Here is a 14,355-nt window from a genome sequence, read left to right on the forward strand (position 1 = left end):
GCATGAGCGCCCGTGAGGCGATCGCCGCCCTCACCGCCGACTTCGAGGAGCACCGGCCCGCCGGACACCCCGCCCCGGCCGACGGTCCGCTCGGCTGGTCCGGGTACGGGCAGGCCCGGGCCCGCGCCGCCGAACGGACCGGCGAGGAGGAATCCGTCGTGTACGGCACCGGCGCGGTGGGCGGGACGCGGTGCGCGCTGATCTCCTTCGAGTTCGGCTTCCTGGGAGGTTCGCTGGGGCAGTCCACCGGCGACCGTCTGGAGGCCGCGTACGCGCTGGCGCTGGAGCGGCGCGTTCCGCTCGTCTCGCTCGTCGCCACGGGCGGCAGCCGGATACAGGAGGGCATGATCGCGCTGACCCAGCTCCAGCGGGTGGCCCGCGCCTCGGCCCGGCTGCGTGCCGCCGGACTCGCGCAGATCGCGGTGCTGCGCGATCCGACGACCGGCGGCGGCTGGGCCACGGTGGGGGCGGGCGCCGATGTGGTGCTGGCCCTGCCCGGTGCGCAGGTCGGGTTCGCCGGGTCCCGGGTGCGGCCCGCCGACGCGGACCCGTACGCGTACAGCGCCGAGGGCCAGCTGGCGGCGGGTCAGATCGACGCGGTCGTCGCGCCGGGCGAACTGGCCGGGACCGTGGGCCGCTGGCTGCTCGCGCTCGGCCGGCACGGGGACCTGCCGGCCGCACCGCTGCCGCGTGCCCTGTCGGCCACCGGTCTTCCGGAGACCGGACGGGCCGCGGTGGAGCAGGCCCGCGCACCGGGCCGGCCGCACACCCAGGCGTATCTGGACGACTACTTCGACCAGTTGCTGCCGCTGAGCGGTGACCGGTGCGGCGGCACGGACGCGGGGCTGCTGTGCGGATTCGGCCTGCGCGAGGACGGGCCGGTGGCGTACGTCGCCCAGTGCGGCACCGCGACCCGCCCGGCCGGGTACCGCACGGCGGCCCGGGTGATCCGGCTCGCGGACCGGCTCGGCGTCCCCGTACTCACCCTGATCGACACCCCGGGAGCCGCGAACGACGCGGAGGCGGAACGGGCGGGCGCGGGCGCGGCCATCGCCGACACCTTCGCGGCGATCGCGGCAGCCCGGGTACCGGTGACCACGCTGGTCATCGGCGAGGGAGGCTCGGGCGGCGCACTGGCCCTCGCGGCGCCGGACAACACCCATGTCACCGCGGACAGCTACTTCTCCGTCATCGCCCCGGAGCTGGCGGCAGCGATCCTGAAACGCCCGCCGGCCGAGACCGGCGCCACGGCGGACCAGCTACGGCTGCGCCCCCAGGACCTGGTCGAACTGGGTATTGCCCGCTCGATCGTGGGTGAGGGGCGGGCATGACGACCGGGTAGGGGCAGGACCGGCACCGCTGAGGACAGCCGCCTCCCCTCCCCCTCCCCCTCCCCCTCCCTCCACCCCTCCCCTCCATCCATTACGGCTGCGGGTCCCGTGCGTCGTAGCGGGCGAAGCCGCGCCAGCGGAGCGCCAGGAGGGAGACCGCGACCACGCAGGCGATGCCGCCGCCGGTGACGGCCACGGCCGGGGAGGTCAGATCGGCGACCGAACCGGCCAGGAAGTCGCCCAGCTTCGGCCCGCCCGCCACGACGACGATGAAGACGCCCTGGAGGCGCCCGCGCATCTCGTCCGGCACGGCGGCCTGGAGCATGGTGTTGCGGAAGACCATGGAAATGGTGTCGGCGCACCCGGCGAGCGCGAGGAAAACGAGCCCGAGCCAGAGCTGCCGGGTCAGCCCGAACACGGCGATGGCCGAGCCCCAGCAGACGACGGCGACCATGATGGCGAGCCCGTGCCGCCGGATCCGCCCGAGCCAGCCGGAGAACACGCCGCCCAGCAGCGCCCCGAGCGCCGGTGCGGCGACCAGCAGCCCGGTGGTCTTCGCGTCACCGCCGTACCAGACCACGGCGACGACCGGGAAGAGCGCCCGCGGGTGGGCGAGCACCATGGCGCACAGGTCGGTGAAGAAGGTCATCCGAAGATTCGGCCGGGTCCCGAGGAACCGCAGCCCGTCGAGCACGGAGGCCCGTTTCCGCACCCCACCCTCGTCCTTGCCCTGACTCTCGCCCTCGCCGCGCTCCGGAAGCATCGAGGGGAGCCGCCACATCGCGTAGAGGGAGGCGGTGAAGGTGACGGCGTCGACGGTGTACGCGGCCCGGTAGCCCCACCAGCCGACGATCAGCCCGCCCAGCATGGGCCCGACGAGCGCCCCGGTCGTGCTGGTCATGGAGTTGAGCGCGTTGGCCGCGGGCAGCTGCTCCGCCGGGAGCAGCCGGGCGATCATCGAGCTGCGGGCCGGTGAGTTGAGCGCGAAGCAGACGGCCTGGAGCGCGACGACGGCGTACAGCAGCCCCACCTGCTCCACCCCGGCGACCGCCACGGCCACCAGCACCAGCGACAGCAGGAACGACCCGGTGGCGCTGAAGAGACCGAGCTTGCGCCGGTCGACGGTGTCGGCCACGGCCCCGCCGTACAGCCCGAACACCACCAGCGGCACGAGCGAGCAGAACCCGATGAGCCCCACGGAGAACGCGGACCCGGTGATGTCGTAGACCTGGAGCGACACGGCCAGCGCCGTCATGCCCTGCCCGACCCAGGACACGGTGTTCCCGAACCACAGCCGCCGGTAGTCGGGCGAGGTACGCAGCGGGGTCAGGTCGGCGAATATGCGTGTGCGGGGTACAGATGGTTCGGTCGTTTCGGTCACAGAGGATGGTAGCGACCCCCGTCCCCACCGACGAGGGGGATACGCCGACAAGGCCACCGTACGTCCGGGCCGCCTCGCCCCCGCAGGCGCGGGGGCGACAAACCGAGAGATCGCAACCGTGCGAGCACGGGCGGACCATCCCCGCAGGCGCGGGGTCGACACACTGTCAGTCGTCTCGACCAGCCCATCCTTGGGACCATCCCCGCAGGCGCGGGGTCGACGCCCGCACGACCCACGCCGGGTTCCAGGAAGCCGGACCATCCCCGCAGGCGCGGGGTCGACTCCTTGGGGCCCGTTGAACCGGTCCCTGGCCAGCGGACCATCCCCGCAGGCGCGGGGTCGACGAACCCCCGCCCCGGCGCGTCACCGTGACGTCAGGACCATCCCCGCAGGCGCGGGGTCGACGCGGTCCTGCCGGGGGTGACCTTGCCGGGCCCCGGACCATCCCCGCAGGCGCGGGGTCGACCCCCAGGAGACGGGTTCCTCAACTCCTGGAGAGGGGCCATCCCCGCAGGCGCGGGGTCGACCAGCGCACGGGCATCTCGGATGCGCTACGCCGCGGACCATCCCCGCAGGCGCGGGGTCGACGGCCGAACTCGCGGTCGCCGTAGCGCCGCTCACGGACCATCCCCGCAGGCGCGGGGTCGACTGGCTCGCCGACGCGGCCAAGGCCGGGCAGGACGGACCATCCCCGCAGGCGCGGGGTCGACCGTCTCCGACGGGGCCAACCGGCACGATTCACCCTTGCTCGGCCCCACCCTGGACGCGGCGCAGGCGCAGGTCGGCGCGATGCCGGAGACCGTCAACGTCAACCTCGACCGCGGCTACGACAGCGCCAAGTCCCGTTTGCTGATAGCCGAGTTGGGTTTCACGGCCGAGATCGCCCGCAAGGGAGTGCCCGCCCCGATCCAAGCCGGCAAGCGCTGGGTGGTCGAGCGCACCCACTCGTGGATGAACGACTACGGCAAGCTCCGGCGCTGCACCGAGAGGAGCGGCGAGGTCGTGGACTTCTACCTCTACCTCGCCGCCACTCTCGTCACGCTCCGCATGCTCATCCGACGCTCGACGAGCCGCTACCGCTGGGACGGCCGCCCCACCACCCGACGCCTCAAGTGATCCATTTGCCGGTCGGTCTTAGGTGATTCTCTTCGAATACCGCTGCTGTCGCTCCTCGCCGCGACCGGACGATCGCCGGAGTCACGCAGACGCCTGTGTGCCCAGCAACCCCTCGGTAGACCATCCATCCGTACGTGGACGCGATCACCGCGCTCAACGACAGAAAAACAACCACAGGCACATCATCGTGGTGTGCGGGCAGCAAGTCGGCCATGCGATACGGCACTCCACCACCGGCGCACCCCTGTGTCGCGAGGCCCCGTCCCGCCGTCCGGCCCGTGCCGATCTTCATGGGACGGCCCACTCAGGGGCAGGCGGCTCGATCCCGAACGAGTCCCGTGCCACCCGTCCGAAGCACCCCGGAAACGAGTTTCCCCAGGTCAGAACGATTCTGCCTGGGGTTTCTCGGTGGGGCGGGTGGGACTCGAACCCACGGCCGACGGATTATGAGTCCGCTGCTCTAACCGGCTGAGCTACCGCCCCGTTTCGGCGTGGCGCGTACAAGTGTGCGCACCGTCTGCCGCAGCATAGCCGGTCATACGATCTCTCGCTCCGGATGGTCGACTTCGCCTGACCATGAGGACTTCGCTGCGTGCTGCCCGGTTCCGGATGAGGCGAAGCAGACCCGAAAGTGTCACGGCCCGGCCCGGCGAGGACCGGGTGCGGGCATACGAAAAAGGACCCCGCAGGGTCCTCTTCCGTTCCGCTCCCCCGACTGGACTCGAACCAGTAACCCTCCGGTTAACAGCCGAATGCTCTGCCAATTGAGCTACAGGGGATCGCGCTCCCCCGACTGGACTCGAACCAGTAACCTGCCGGTTAACAGCCGGCTGCTCTGCCAATTGAGCTACAGGGGATTGCTGCGTTGCCTCGAATCGTACCTACCTGGCGGCTGCCGGGCGGCGCGCGTTCGCTGCGACACATACATTAGCGCAAGCAGGGGGGTGCTCCGCCAATCGGTATCGCTCGGGGTGATCTCGGGTGCGTACGGGTAGGCGGCCTGCACACGTCGCACGGAGCGAAGGAAGGGTGGCAGCCATGCGGTACCGGCTCACGTTCATCGCCGGACTGGCCCTCGGTTACGTGCTCGGCACGCGAGCCGGGCGCGAGCGTTACGAGCAGTTGAAGAAGTCCGCACGACAGTTCGCCGAGAACCCCGCCGTGCGCAACGCCGCCGAGTCGGCGGCGAGCAGCGGGCGGGACTTCGCGGGCAAGGCGTACCACTCGGTGAGCGAGAAGGTCGGGGACAAGGTGCCCGCCTCGGTGGCCGACCGGGTGCGGTCGCTGCGGGAGCGCAGCAGTCTGAACGGCGCGGAGGACGACTGGGGCACCACCAATACCTGAGGACCCGGACCGGTACGCGTCGGGGCCGGCCGGGCCCCTTCGGTGCCGGTTGCGGGAAAGGCCGGGGGGTGCGGCAGAATCTGCGTATGGGCATAGTCGCCGGCTTGGACAGTTCTTCCGCCTTCACTCACATCGTCGTCTGCGACACGGACACGGGCGCCGTGCTGCGGCAGGGGTACGCCGCGCATCCGGTCGAGGCCAAGGCCTCCGAGGTCGACCCGCAGGCGTGGCTGCTCTCACTCGGCGAGGCGGCCTCCGCCGGGCTGCTCGAAGGTGTGCAGGCCATCGGTGTGTCCGCGCAGCAGCACGGGCTCGTCCCCCTGGACCACCAGGGCAATCTCGTACGTCCGGCGCTGCTCGGCAATGACCGGCGGGCGCAGGTCGCCGCGGCCGATCTGATCGACGGGCTCGGCGGGCGGCAGGCCTGGGCCGAGGCCGTCGGGGCCGTACCGCAGGCGGCGCAGCCGGTGGCGAAGCTGCGCTGGCTGGCGCGGACCGAGCCGGAGAACGCGCAGCGCGTCGCGGCCGTCATGCAGCCGCACGACTGGCTGGTGTGGCAGTTGCTGGGCAGGCCGGCCCGGCGGACCACCGACCGGGGCGCGGCGTCCGGTACCGGCTACTGGTCGGCCGGGACCGGCTCTTACCGGCCCGACCTGGTGGAGCTGGCGCTGGGGCATCAGGCGGCGCTGCCCGAGGTGCTCGGTCCCGCCGACTGTGCCGGGACGACGCCGGAGGGGCTGCTGATCTCGGCGGGCACCGGCGAGACGATGGCGGCGGCGTTCGGGCTCGGGGTCGCGGTGGGCGATGCGGTGGTGTCGCTGGGGGCCTCCGGGTCCGTGATGGCGGTGCACCACGAGGCGCTGGCCGATCCGACCGGGATGATCACCTCCTTCGCCGACGCCACCGGGATGCATCTGCCGGTGGTGCACACCTCGAACGCGGTGCGCGCGCTGCGCGGGACCGCCGAGATGCTGGGCCTGGAGGGGCTGGAGGAGCTGTCCGCGCTCGCGTTGAAGTCGACGCCCGGGGCCTCGGGCCTGGTGCTGCTGCCGTATCTGGAGGGCGAGCGCACCCCCCAGCTGCCGCACACCGCCGGAACGCTCTGCGGGCTGCGGCGGGAGTCGATGAAGCCGGAGCATCTGGCACGGGCCGCGTTCGAGGGGATGCTGTGCTCGCTGGCCGACGCGCTCGACGTACTGCGCGGCCGCGGTGTGGAGGTGCGCCGGGTGTTCCTGCTGGGCGCCGCCGCCGAGCTGCCTGCCGTGCAGGCGCTGGCGCCCTCGGTGTTCGGTACGCAGGTCGTCGTACCGCAGCCCGCCGAGTACGCGGCCCTCGGTGCGGCGCGGCAGGCGGCGTGGGCGCTCGGGGTCTCGCAGGGGACCCTCGATCCGCGTACTCCCCCGGCCTGGCAGGGCGCCGCGGCCCAGGTGCTGGAGCCGGGCGAGGAGCTGGCCGCGGGCCGGGCGGTGCGTCAGCAGTACGAGGCGACGCGCGATCAGATCCACCCCGGGGCGTTCGCAGGCGGGGTCTGAGGCGAGCGGCACGTCGGGGTGCGTCCTCCGGGCGGCGCTTCCGGTTGTCTCCCGGGCCGGTCCGGGGTTCCGGACCGGCCGCCTCCGGGGGGCGGTCCGCGCTTCCGGTCGTCGCCGGGCCCGTCCCGGGTTCCGGTCGGGGTGCGGGCGGAGCCCGGTCGCGGGGCGGTCGTGGCCCGGTCGCGGGGCCCAACCGGAGCCCCGGTCGCGGCACGCTCGGGCCCAGCCGGGAGCCCTGATCGCAGGGCGGTCGTGGCCCGGTCGCGGGGCGGTCGGGTTTTGACCTGGGTTTGAGGAAAAGTGTTCGCGGTCTGCGTACGGCGTACCGGAAAATGGGGCGACCTCTGCCCTCCGCCGACCCGAGAGACACGCGTGCTCATAAAAATCCTGCGGACCTATCTCGGCCCGTACAGAAAACCCATCGCAGTGCTGGTGTTCCTCCAGCTGCTGCAGACCTGTGCCAGCCTCTATCTGCCCAGCCTCAACGCCGACATCATCGACAACGGTGTCGTGAAGGGGGACACGGGCTACATCCTGGAGTTCGGCGGTCTCATGATCGCCGTCAGCGTCGTCCAGGTGGTCTGCAACGCCGGCGCCGTCTACTACGGCGCGCGCACCGCGTCCGCGCTCGGGCGTGATGTCCGGGCGTCGATCTTCGACCGGGTGCAGGCGTTCTCGGCGCGGGAGGTCGGGCGTTTCGGTGCGCCCTCGCTGATCACTCGTACGACCAATGACGTCCAGCAGGTACAGATGCTGGTGCTGATGGCGTTCACGCTGATGGTGTCGGCCCCGATCATGTGTATCGGCGGCATCATCATGGCCCTCGGCCAGGACGTTCCGCTGTCCGCGGTGCTGCTGGCCGTGGTGCCGGTGCTCGGCATCTCGGTGAGCCTCATCGTCAAGAAGATGCGGCCGCTGTTCCGCACGATGCAGGAGCGGCTGGACACGGTGAACCAGGTGCTGCGCGAGCAGATCACCGGCAACCGCGTCATCCGCGCCTTCGTCCGGGACGAGTACGAGGAGGGGCGCTTCCGGGGGGCGAACACCGAGCTGACCGATGTGTCGGTCTCGACCGGCCGGCTCATGGCGTTCATGTTCCCGACCGTGATGACGGTGGTGAACCTGTCCTCCATCGCCGTGGTCTGGTTCGGGGCGCACCGCATCGACAGCGGTGGGATGCAGATCGGCGCGCTGACCGCGTTCCTCGCCTATCTGATGCAGATCGTGATGTCGGTGATGATGGCCACCTTCATGTTCATGATGGTGCCGCGCGCCGAGGTCTGTGCCGAGCGCATCCAGGAGGTCCTGGAGACCGATTCGAGCGTCGTGCCACCGCTCGCCCCGGTCACGGAGCTGCGCAGGCACGGTCATCTGGAGGTGCGGGGCGCGGAGTTCCGCTACCCGGGTGCCGAGGAGCCGGTGCTGCGGGCCGTGGACCTGGTGGCGCGCCCCGGTGAGACGACCGCGATCATCGGGTCGACGGGCAGCGGGAAGTCGACGCTGCTCGGGCTCGTACCGCGGCTGTTCGACGCGACGGACGGCGAGGTGCTGGTCGACGGTGCGGACGTACGGACGCTGGACCCGGTGCTGCTGGCGAAGACCGTGAGCCTGGTGCCGCAGAAGCCGTACCTCTTCTCGGGGACGGTCGCGACGAATCTGCGGTACGGGAATCCGGACGCGACCGACGAGGAGCTGTGGCACGCGCTGGAGGTGGCGCAGGCCAAGGAGTTCGTGGAGCAGCTGGAGCACGGGCTGGACGCGCCGATCGCGCAGGGCGGCACCAATGTCTCCGGTGGCCAGCGGCAGCGGCTGGCGATCGCCAGGACGCTCGTGCAGCAGCCGGAGATCTATCTCTTCGACGACTCGTTCTCGGCGCTGGACTACGCGACGGACGCGGCGCTGCGCGCGGCGCTGTCCCGGGAGACGGCCGAGGCGACGGTGGTGATCGTGGCGCAGCGGGTGGCCACGATCCGTGATGCCGACCGGATACTGGTGCTCGACGAGGGCCGGGTCGTGGGATCGGGCACCCACGGCGAACTGATGGACGGCAATGAAACGTACCGGGAGATCGTGCTCTCCCAGCTGACGGAAGCGGAGGCCGCGTAATGGCCGGGCCGGGCGGACGAATGATGGCCGGAGCGCCCACCGAGCGGTCCATGGACTTCAAGGGGTCCGGGAAGCGGCTGCTGAAGAGGTTCAGCCGGGAGAGGTCCTCGCTGTATCTGATGCTGGCCGCCGGGGTGCTGAGCGTGGCGCTCTCGGTGGTCGGTCCGAAGATCCTCGGCATGGCGACCGACCTGATCTTCGCGGGGGTGGTCGGCCGGGGGATGCCGGAGGGCACCACCAAGGAGCAGGCCATCGAGGGCCTGCGCGACAAGGGCAGCGGCGGGCTGGCCGACATGCTGTCCGGGGTGGACTTCACCCCGGGTCACGGCATCGACTTCGGTGCCGTGGGGAACGTCCTGCTGATCGCGCTGGTGATCTATGTCGGCGCCGGGCTGCTGATGCTCGTGTCCACCCGGATCTCGGTCCGGGTGATCAACCGGATCGTCTTCCAGCTGCGCGAGGACCTCCAGACGAAGCTGGCGCGGCTGCCGCTTTCGTACTTCGACCGCGCCAAGCGCGGCGAGGTGCTCAGCCGGGCGACGAACGACATCGACAACATCTCGCAGACGATGCAGCAGACGATGGGGCAGCTCATCAACTCCCTGCTGACCATCGTCGGCGTGCTGATCATGATGTTCTGGATCTCGCCGCTGCTGGCGCTGGTCGCGCTGGCGACGATCCCGCTGTCGGTTTTCGTGGCCATGCGGGTGGGCAAGCGTTCGCAGCCGCAGTTCGTGGAGCAGTGGAAGGTGACGGGCAAGCTCAACGCCCACATCGAGGAGATGTACACCGGGCACACCCTGGTGAAGGTCTTCGGGCGGCAGGAGGAGTCCGCGAGGGACTTCGCCGAGCAGAACGAGGCGCTGTACGAGGCGGGCTTCAAGGCGCAGTTCAACAGCGGGATCATGCAGCCGCTGATGATGTTCGTGTCGAACCTGAACTATGTGCTCGTCGCCGTCGTCGGCGGTCTGCGGGTCGCCTCCGGTGCGCTGTCGATCGGTGATGTGCAGGCGTTCATCCAGTACTCCCGGCAGTTCTCGATGCCGCTGACCCAGGTCGCCTCGATGGCGAACCTGGTGCAGTCGGGTGTCGCGTCGGCCGAGCGGATCTTCGAGCTGCTGGACGCGGAGGAGCAGGGGGCCGACCCGGAGAACGGTGAGCGCCCCGACGAGCTGCGCGGCAGCGTCTCGCTGGAGAAGGTGTCGTTCCGCTACGACCCGGAGAAGCCGCTCATCGAGGATCTGTCGCTGAGCGTCGAACCGGGCCAGACGGTGGCGATCGTCGGGCCGACGGGCGCCGGAAAAACGACCCTGGTCAATCTGCTGATGCGGTTCTACGAGGTGACGGGCGGCCGGATCGCCCTCGACGGGGTCGATGCGGCGAAGATGTCGCGCGCCGACCTGCGGTCCGGGATCGGCATGGTCCTCCAGGACACCTGGCTGTTCGGCGGCTCGATCGCGGACAACATCGCGTACGGCGCTTCGCGCGAGGTCGGCCGGGAGGAGATCGAGGCGGCGGCGAAGGCGGCGCACGCCGACCGCTTCATCCGTACCCTGCCGGACGGTTACGACACGGTGATCGACGACGAGGGCTCCGGGGTCAGCGCCGGCGAGAAGCAGCTGATCACCATCGCGCGGGCGTTCCTGTCCGACCCGGTGATCCTGGTGCTCGACGAGGCCACCAGCTCGGTGGACACCCGTACCGAGGTGCTGATCCAGAAGGCGATGGCGCGCCTCGCGCACGGCCGGACCAGCTTCGTCATCGCGCACCGGCTCTCCACGATCCGGGATGCCGACGTCATCCTGGTGATGGAGAGCGGCTCGATCGTCGAACAGGGCTCGCACGACGAGCTGCTGGCGGCCAAGGGTGCCTACGCCCGGCTGTACGCGGCCCAGTTCGCGCAGGCGCTCGCCGAGGTGGACTGACCCGTTCTGTCTCCTGCCCTGTCCCTGTGTCCCTGTGTCCCCGTGTCCCCGTCCCATAACCCGGCTCCGTGCCCGGCTCCGTGCCTGTCCGCCGCCCCCGGGGCGGGGCGGGGGCAGGGCAGGTGCGGGGCAGGGCGGGGGCAGGGCAGGGCGGTCCGCCCGGGGCTTCGGCGCTCTCAGTCGAGGTAGCCGCGGAGCTGGTCGGCGAACGCGTGGTCCCGCAGTTTGCTGAGGGTCTTGGACTCGATCTGGCGGATGCGTTCACGGGTCACCCCGAAGATCCGGCCGATCTCCTCCAGGGTGCGGGGCCGCCCGTCGGCCAGCCCGTAGCGCAGCTGCACCACTTTGCGTTCCCGCTCGCCGAGGGTGGAGAGCACCGCCTCCAGATGTTCGCGCAGCAGCAGGAAGGCGGCGGACTCGACCGGTGAGGCCGCGTCGCCGTCCTCGATCAGGTCGCCGAAGGAGACATCGTCCTCCTCGCCGACGGGCGCGTGCAGCGAGACGGGCTCCAGGGCCAGGCGCAGGACCTCGCTCACCCGCTCCGGGGTCAGATCGAGCTCGGCGGCCACCTCTTCGGCGGTCGGCTCACAGCCGCGTTCCTGGAGCATCCGGCGCTGGACCCGGACGACGCGGTTGATGAGCTCGACGACATGGACCGGGACGCGGATGGTGCGGGCCTGGTCGGCCAGCGCGCGGGACATGGCCTGGCGGATCCACCAGGTCGCGTACGTGGAGAACTTGTAGCCCCGGGCGTAGTCGAACTTCTCGACCGCCCTGATCAGCCCGAGGTTCCCCTCCTGGACGAGGTCGAGCATCGTCAGCCCGCGGCCCACGTAGCGCTTGGCGACCGAGACGACGAGGCGCAGGTTCGCCTCGATGAGCCGGCGCTTGGCCATCCGGCCCATGACGACCAGCCGGTCCAGGTCGACGGCGAGCCGGGAGTCGGGGTCCGGGGTGCTCGCGAGCCGTTCCTCGGCGAAGAGCCCGGCTTCGACGCGGCGGGCGAGGTCCACCTCGTCGGCGGCGGTGAGCAGGGGGATCCGGCCGATCTCGCGCAGATACTGCCGGAAGAGATCGGAGGACGGGCCGCCGGACTCCGGTCTGCTGTGCGGCTCCGGGGGCCCGGATACCGTCGACTCCTCCATGACCGCTTCGGGCTCCGGCGGCGGGTCCACCGCGGTTTCCGGGTGGTGCGCGGCCCGGTTCTGCGCGGGAATGGCCGGGACATGCTCGGTCGTCATCACGGTCCGGGTCTGCACGGGGGCGACCTCCAGGTGATCGCTGCCGGATTGCGGGGATGGAGGTCCGCCCTCGGTGGACCGATCGCGCTCCGATGACTCAGGCACCGGCCCCCAGTGTGGGGCACGACACATCGCTCCCACGAGGGGCGTGCGGCGACTTTCTGAGTCCGGTGTGTGACCGGGCGATTACGGCCCCGCCGCCCGGCGGCGCTGTCCTGGTGCGGTCCCGGGGGCGCCTTGTGGTCCCGGGGTGCCCCCGCGGGCCCCGGGGTGCCCCTGCGGTCCCGGGGTGCCCCCGCAGGTCCGGGGGTGCCCCGCAGGTCCAGGGGTGCCCCGCCAGTCTCGGGGTGCCTCCGCGGTCCCGGGTGTGGCGGTAGGGGCGTGCGTCAGAGCGCGTCGGCGCCGTTGGCGCGGAGGGACTGGGCGTACTGCTGGAGCACCCAGACCTCGTTCTGCGCGGCGGCCAGGTCGTCCGGCGCCACATTGCTGCCGAGGCGGGCGAGGCTGCCCTGGACATCGTCGATCCGGCGGTCCACGGCGCGCAGCCGGACCTGGACCAGTTGCATGCCCGCGTACGTCTCGTCGATGGACTTGCCGTGGAAGACCTCGACAGCCAGCTCGGTGACGAGGTTGCGCACGGTGTCGTTGGGGGCGGCGTCCAGGACGGCGACCAGATACTCGCGGGTCTCGGCCAGGCCCTGTTCGGCGCCGCCCGCCTCCGCGACGCACTGCCGTACGGCGGCGTAGGGCGGGGCCGTGAACTCGTCGACCCCGTAGGCGTCGAAGGCCGGGGAGACCAGGGCGGGCTTCTGCAGGGCGAGCTTGAGCAGCTCGCGCTCGGTGCGGTGGGCGGGGCTGCGGAGGTTGAGCGCGGGGCCGGAGGGGGCGGTGGGTGCCTGGACGGTCTGCGGGGTGCCCTTCCGGGACGGTCCGCCGGGTCCGTTGCCCCGCTCGCTCCTGTCGTTGCGGGCCCAGCGGGCAAGCTGCGCGACCCGGTGCACGACGAATTCCTGGTCGAGGATGCCGACGAAACCGGCGAGCTGGACGGCGACCTCACGCTGCACACTGCTCGTCTTGATCTTCGCGACGACGGCGGCGGCCTCGTCGAGCGCCGCGGCGCGGCCCGCGGGCGTCTCCAGGTCGTAGCGCCGGACGATCTGGCGCAGCGCGAACTCGAAGAGCGGGGTGCGGGGCTCGACCAGGTCGCGGACCGCCTCGTCGCCCTTGGCCAGGCGCAGGTCGCAGGGGTCCATGCTGTCCGGGGCGATCGCGATGTAGGTCTCCGCGGCGAACTTCTGGTCGTCCTCGAAGGCACGCAGGGCCGCCTTCTGCCCGGCCGCGTCGCCGTCGAAGGTGAAGATCACCCGGGCGCTGCCGTTGTCCATCAGGAGGCGGCGCAGGATCTTGATGTGGTCGTTGCCGAAGGCGGTGCCGCAGGTGGCGATGGCCGTGGTGACCCCGGCCAGATGGCAGGCCATGACGTCGGTGTAGCCCTCGACGACGACGGCCCGGCTGGCCTTGGCGATGTCCTTCTTGGCCAGGTCGATGCCGTACAGCACCTGGGACTTCTTGTAGATCGAGGTCTCGGGGGTGTTGAGGTACTTCGGCCCGTTGTCGTCGTCGCGCAGCTTGCGGGCGCCGAAGCCGACGATCTCACCGGAGGTGTCGCTGATCGGCCACATCAGCCGGCCGCGGAACCGGTCGATGGGACCGCGGCGGCCGTCCTGCGACAGACCGGAGGTGATCAGCTCCTTGTCGCTGAAGCCCTTGCCGCGCAGATAGCGGGTGAGGTGGTCCCACCCCGCGGGGCTGTAGCCGACGCCGAAATGGGCGGCGGCGGCCTGGTCGAAGCCGCGGCCGGCCAGGAACTTGCGGCCGATCTCGGCCTCGGGACCGTCCAGCTGCTCCACATAGAACTGGGCGGCGGCCTTGTGCGCCTCGATCAGCCTGATGCGTTCGCCGCGCTGGTGGGAGGGGTTGTAGCCGCCCTCCTCGTACCGCAGGGTGATGCCCGCCTTGGCGGCGAGCCGCTCGACCGTCTCCGAGAAGGTGAGGTGGTCGATCTTCATCACGAAGGCAAGGGTGTCGCCGCCCTCCTGGCAGCCGAAGCAGTGGAAGAGCCCCTTGCTGGGGCTCACCTGGAAGGAGGGGGACTTCTCGTCGTGGAAGGGGCAGAGTCCCTTGAGGTTTCCGCCGCCCGCGTTACGGAGCTGAAGGTATTCGGACACGACGGAGTCGATCGGGACCGCGTCCCGTACCGCCTTCACGTCGTCGTCATTGATCCTGCCTGCCACGAGTGAAGTCTACGGGTGGGCTCGGACAACCGGTGGCGCGAGCGGTCGCGCACGTGGTCGCGCGAGCGGTCGCCCGCAGCGGCGG

8 protein-coding genes, 3 tRNA genes, 1 pseudogene and 1 CRISPR repeat array are annotated in these 14,355 nt (G+C 71.1%); of the genes and pseudogenes, 6 read left to right on the forward strand and 6 right to left on the reverse strand.

Translation table 11 applies throughout. The features are described from left to right. Positions 1 to 2 precede the first annotated feature (2 nt). A complete protein-coding gene (locus ACIGJO_RS03125) occupies positions 3 to 1,331 on the forward strand; it encodes a carboxyl transferase domain-containing protein (protein ID WP_399951208.1) in 1,329 nt (442 codons plus the stop codon). 91 nt (positions 1,332 to 1,422) lie between these two features. Here ACIGJO_RS03125 and ACIGJO_RS03130 read toward each other — a convergent pair whose 3' ends face one another. Continuing rightward, the gene (locus ACIGJO_RS03130; RefSeq protein WP_399951211.1) at positions 1,423 to 2,712 is read right to left on the reverse strand and encodes an MFS transporter; all 1,290 of its coding nucleotides are present in this window, start codon (positions 2,710 to 2,712) and stop codon (positions 1,423 to 1,425) included. A gap of 71 nt (positions 2,713 to 2,783) precedes the next feature. Continuing rightward, positions 2,784 to 3,422: direct repeats of the CRISPR family, unit length 28 nt; unit sequence GGACCATCCCCGCAGGCGCGGGGTCGAC. Positions 3,423 to 3,444: 22 nt separating this feature from the next. Between ACIGJO_RS03130 and ACIGJO_RS03135 the strand changes: the two are divergent. Further along, positions 3,445 to 3,828: pseudogene (locus ACIGJO_RS03135) on the forward strand (transposase); the annotation flags it as partial. A gap of 409 nt (positions 3,829 to 4,237) precedes the next feature. Here ACIGJO_RS03135 and ACIGJO_RS03140 read toward each other — a convergent pair. The 3 genes from ACIGJO_RS03140 to ACIGJO_RS03150 form a co-directional block, all read right to left on the reverse strand. Then, positions 4,238 to 4,311 (reverse strand) — tRNA-Ile (locus tag ACIGJO_RS03140). Between the two features lie 223 nt (positions 4,312 to 4,534). Then, positions 4,535 to 4,607: transfer RNA gene (locus tag ACIGJO_RS03145), tRNA-Asn, on the reverse strand. Between the two features lie 5 nt (positions 4,608 to 4,612). Beyond that, positions 4,613 to 4,685, reverse strand: a tRNA-Asn gene (locus ACIGJO_RS03150). A gap of 181 nt (positions 4,686 to 4,866) precedes the next feature. Here ACIGJO_RS03150 and ACIGJO_RS03155 point away from each other — a divergent pair. From ACIGJO_RS03155 to ACIGJO_RS03170, 4 genes are all read left to right on the forward strand, one after another. Continuing rightward, on the forward strand, positions 4,867 to 5,172 hold the full coding sequence (locus ACIGJO_RS03155) for a YtxH domain-containing protein (protein WP_266930994.1): 306 nt from the start codon (positions 4,867 to 4,869) through the stop codon (positions 5,170 to 5,172). 86 nt (positions 5,173 to 5,258) lie between these two features. Beyond that, positions 5,259 to 6,704, forward strand: coding sequence for an FGGY family carbohydrate kinase (locus tag ACIGJO_RS03160; protein WP_399951215.1), 1,446 nt, complete (start codon positions 5,259 to 5,261; stop codon positions 6,702 to 6,704). A gap of 372 nt (positions 6,705 to 7,076) precedes the next feature. Continuing rightward, positions 7,077 to 8,810: an ABC transporter ATP-binding protein gene (locus ACIGJO_RS03165; RefSeq protein ID WP_399951218.1), complete on the forward strand. Its 1,734-nt coding sequence runs from the start codon at positions 7,077 to 7,079 to the stop codon at positions 8,808 to 8,810. After that, complete coding sequence (locus ACIGJO_RS03170) at positions 8,810 to 10,735, forward strand: ABC transporter ATP-binding protein (RefSeq protein ID WP_399951221.1); 1,926 nt, start codon at positions 8,810 to 8,812, stop codon at positions 10,733 to 10,735. The genes ACIGJO_RS03165 and ACIGJO_RS03170 overlap by 1 nt, the downstream gene beginning before the upstream one ends. A 176-nt stretch (positions 10,736 to 10,911) precedes the next feature. On the opposite strand, the gene ACIGJO_RS03175 is transcribed toward ACIGJO_RS03170, so the two are convergent. Together ACIGJO_RS03175 and dnaG are read right to left on the reverse strand one after the other, a co-directional pair. Then, a complete protein-coding gene (locus tag ACIGJO_RS03175; protein ID WP_399951224.1) occupies positions 10,912 to 11,994 on the reverse strand; it encodes an RNA polymerase sigma factor in 1,083 nt (360 codons plus the stop codon). A 368-nt stretch (positions 11,995 to 12,362) separates the two neighbouring features. After that, positions 12,363 to 14,270, reverse strand: coding sequence for a DNA primase (gene dnaG / locus ACIGJO_RS03180; protein WP_399951227.1), 1,908 nt, complete (start codon positions 14,268 to 14,270; stop codon positions 12,363 to 12,365). Between the last annotated feature and the right edge of the window lie 85 nt (positions 14,271 to 14,355).

This window comes from Streptomyces sp. NPDC079020 (genome assembly GCF_044542225.1).
In the GTDB taxonomy this organism is placed as follows: Bacteria; Actinomycetota; Actinomycetes; order Streptomycetales; family Streptomycetaceae; genus Streptomyces.

What these genes read in the sequence shown, in the direction of transcription:
- ACIGJO_RS03170 (WP_399951221.1), top strand. Translation starts at nt 8,810, where the DNA reads ATGGCCGGGCCGGGCGGACGAATGATGGCCGGAGCGCCCACCGAGCGG.
- ACIGJO_RS03155 (WP_266930994.1), top strand. Translation starts at nt 4,867, where the DNA reads ATGCGGTACCGGCTCACGTTCATCGCCGGACTGGCCCTCGGTTACGTG.
- ACIGJO_RS03125 (WP_399951208.1), top strand. Translation starts at nt 3, where the DNA reads ATGAGCGCCCGTGAGGCGATCGCCGCCCTCACCGCCGACTTCGAGGAG.
- ACIGJO_RS03160 (WP_399951215.1), top strand. Translation starts at nt 5,259, where the DNA reads ATGGGCATAGTCGCCGGCTTGGACAGTTCTTCCGCCTTCACTCACATC.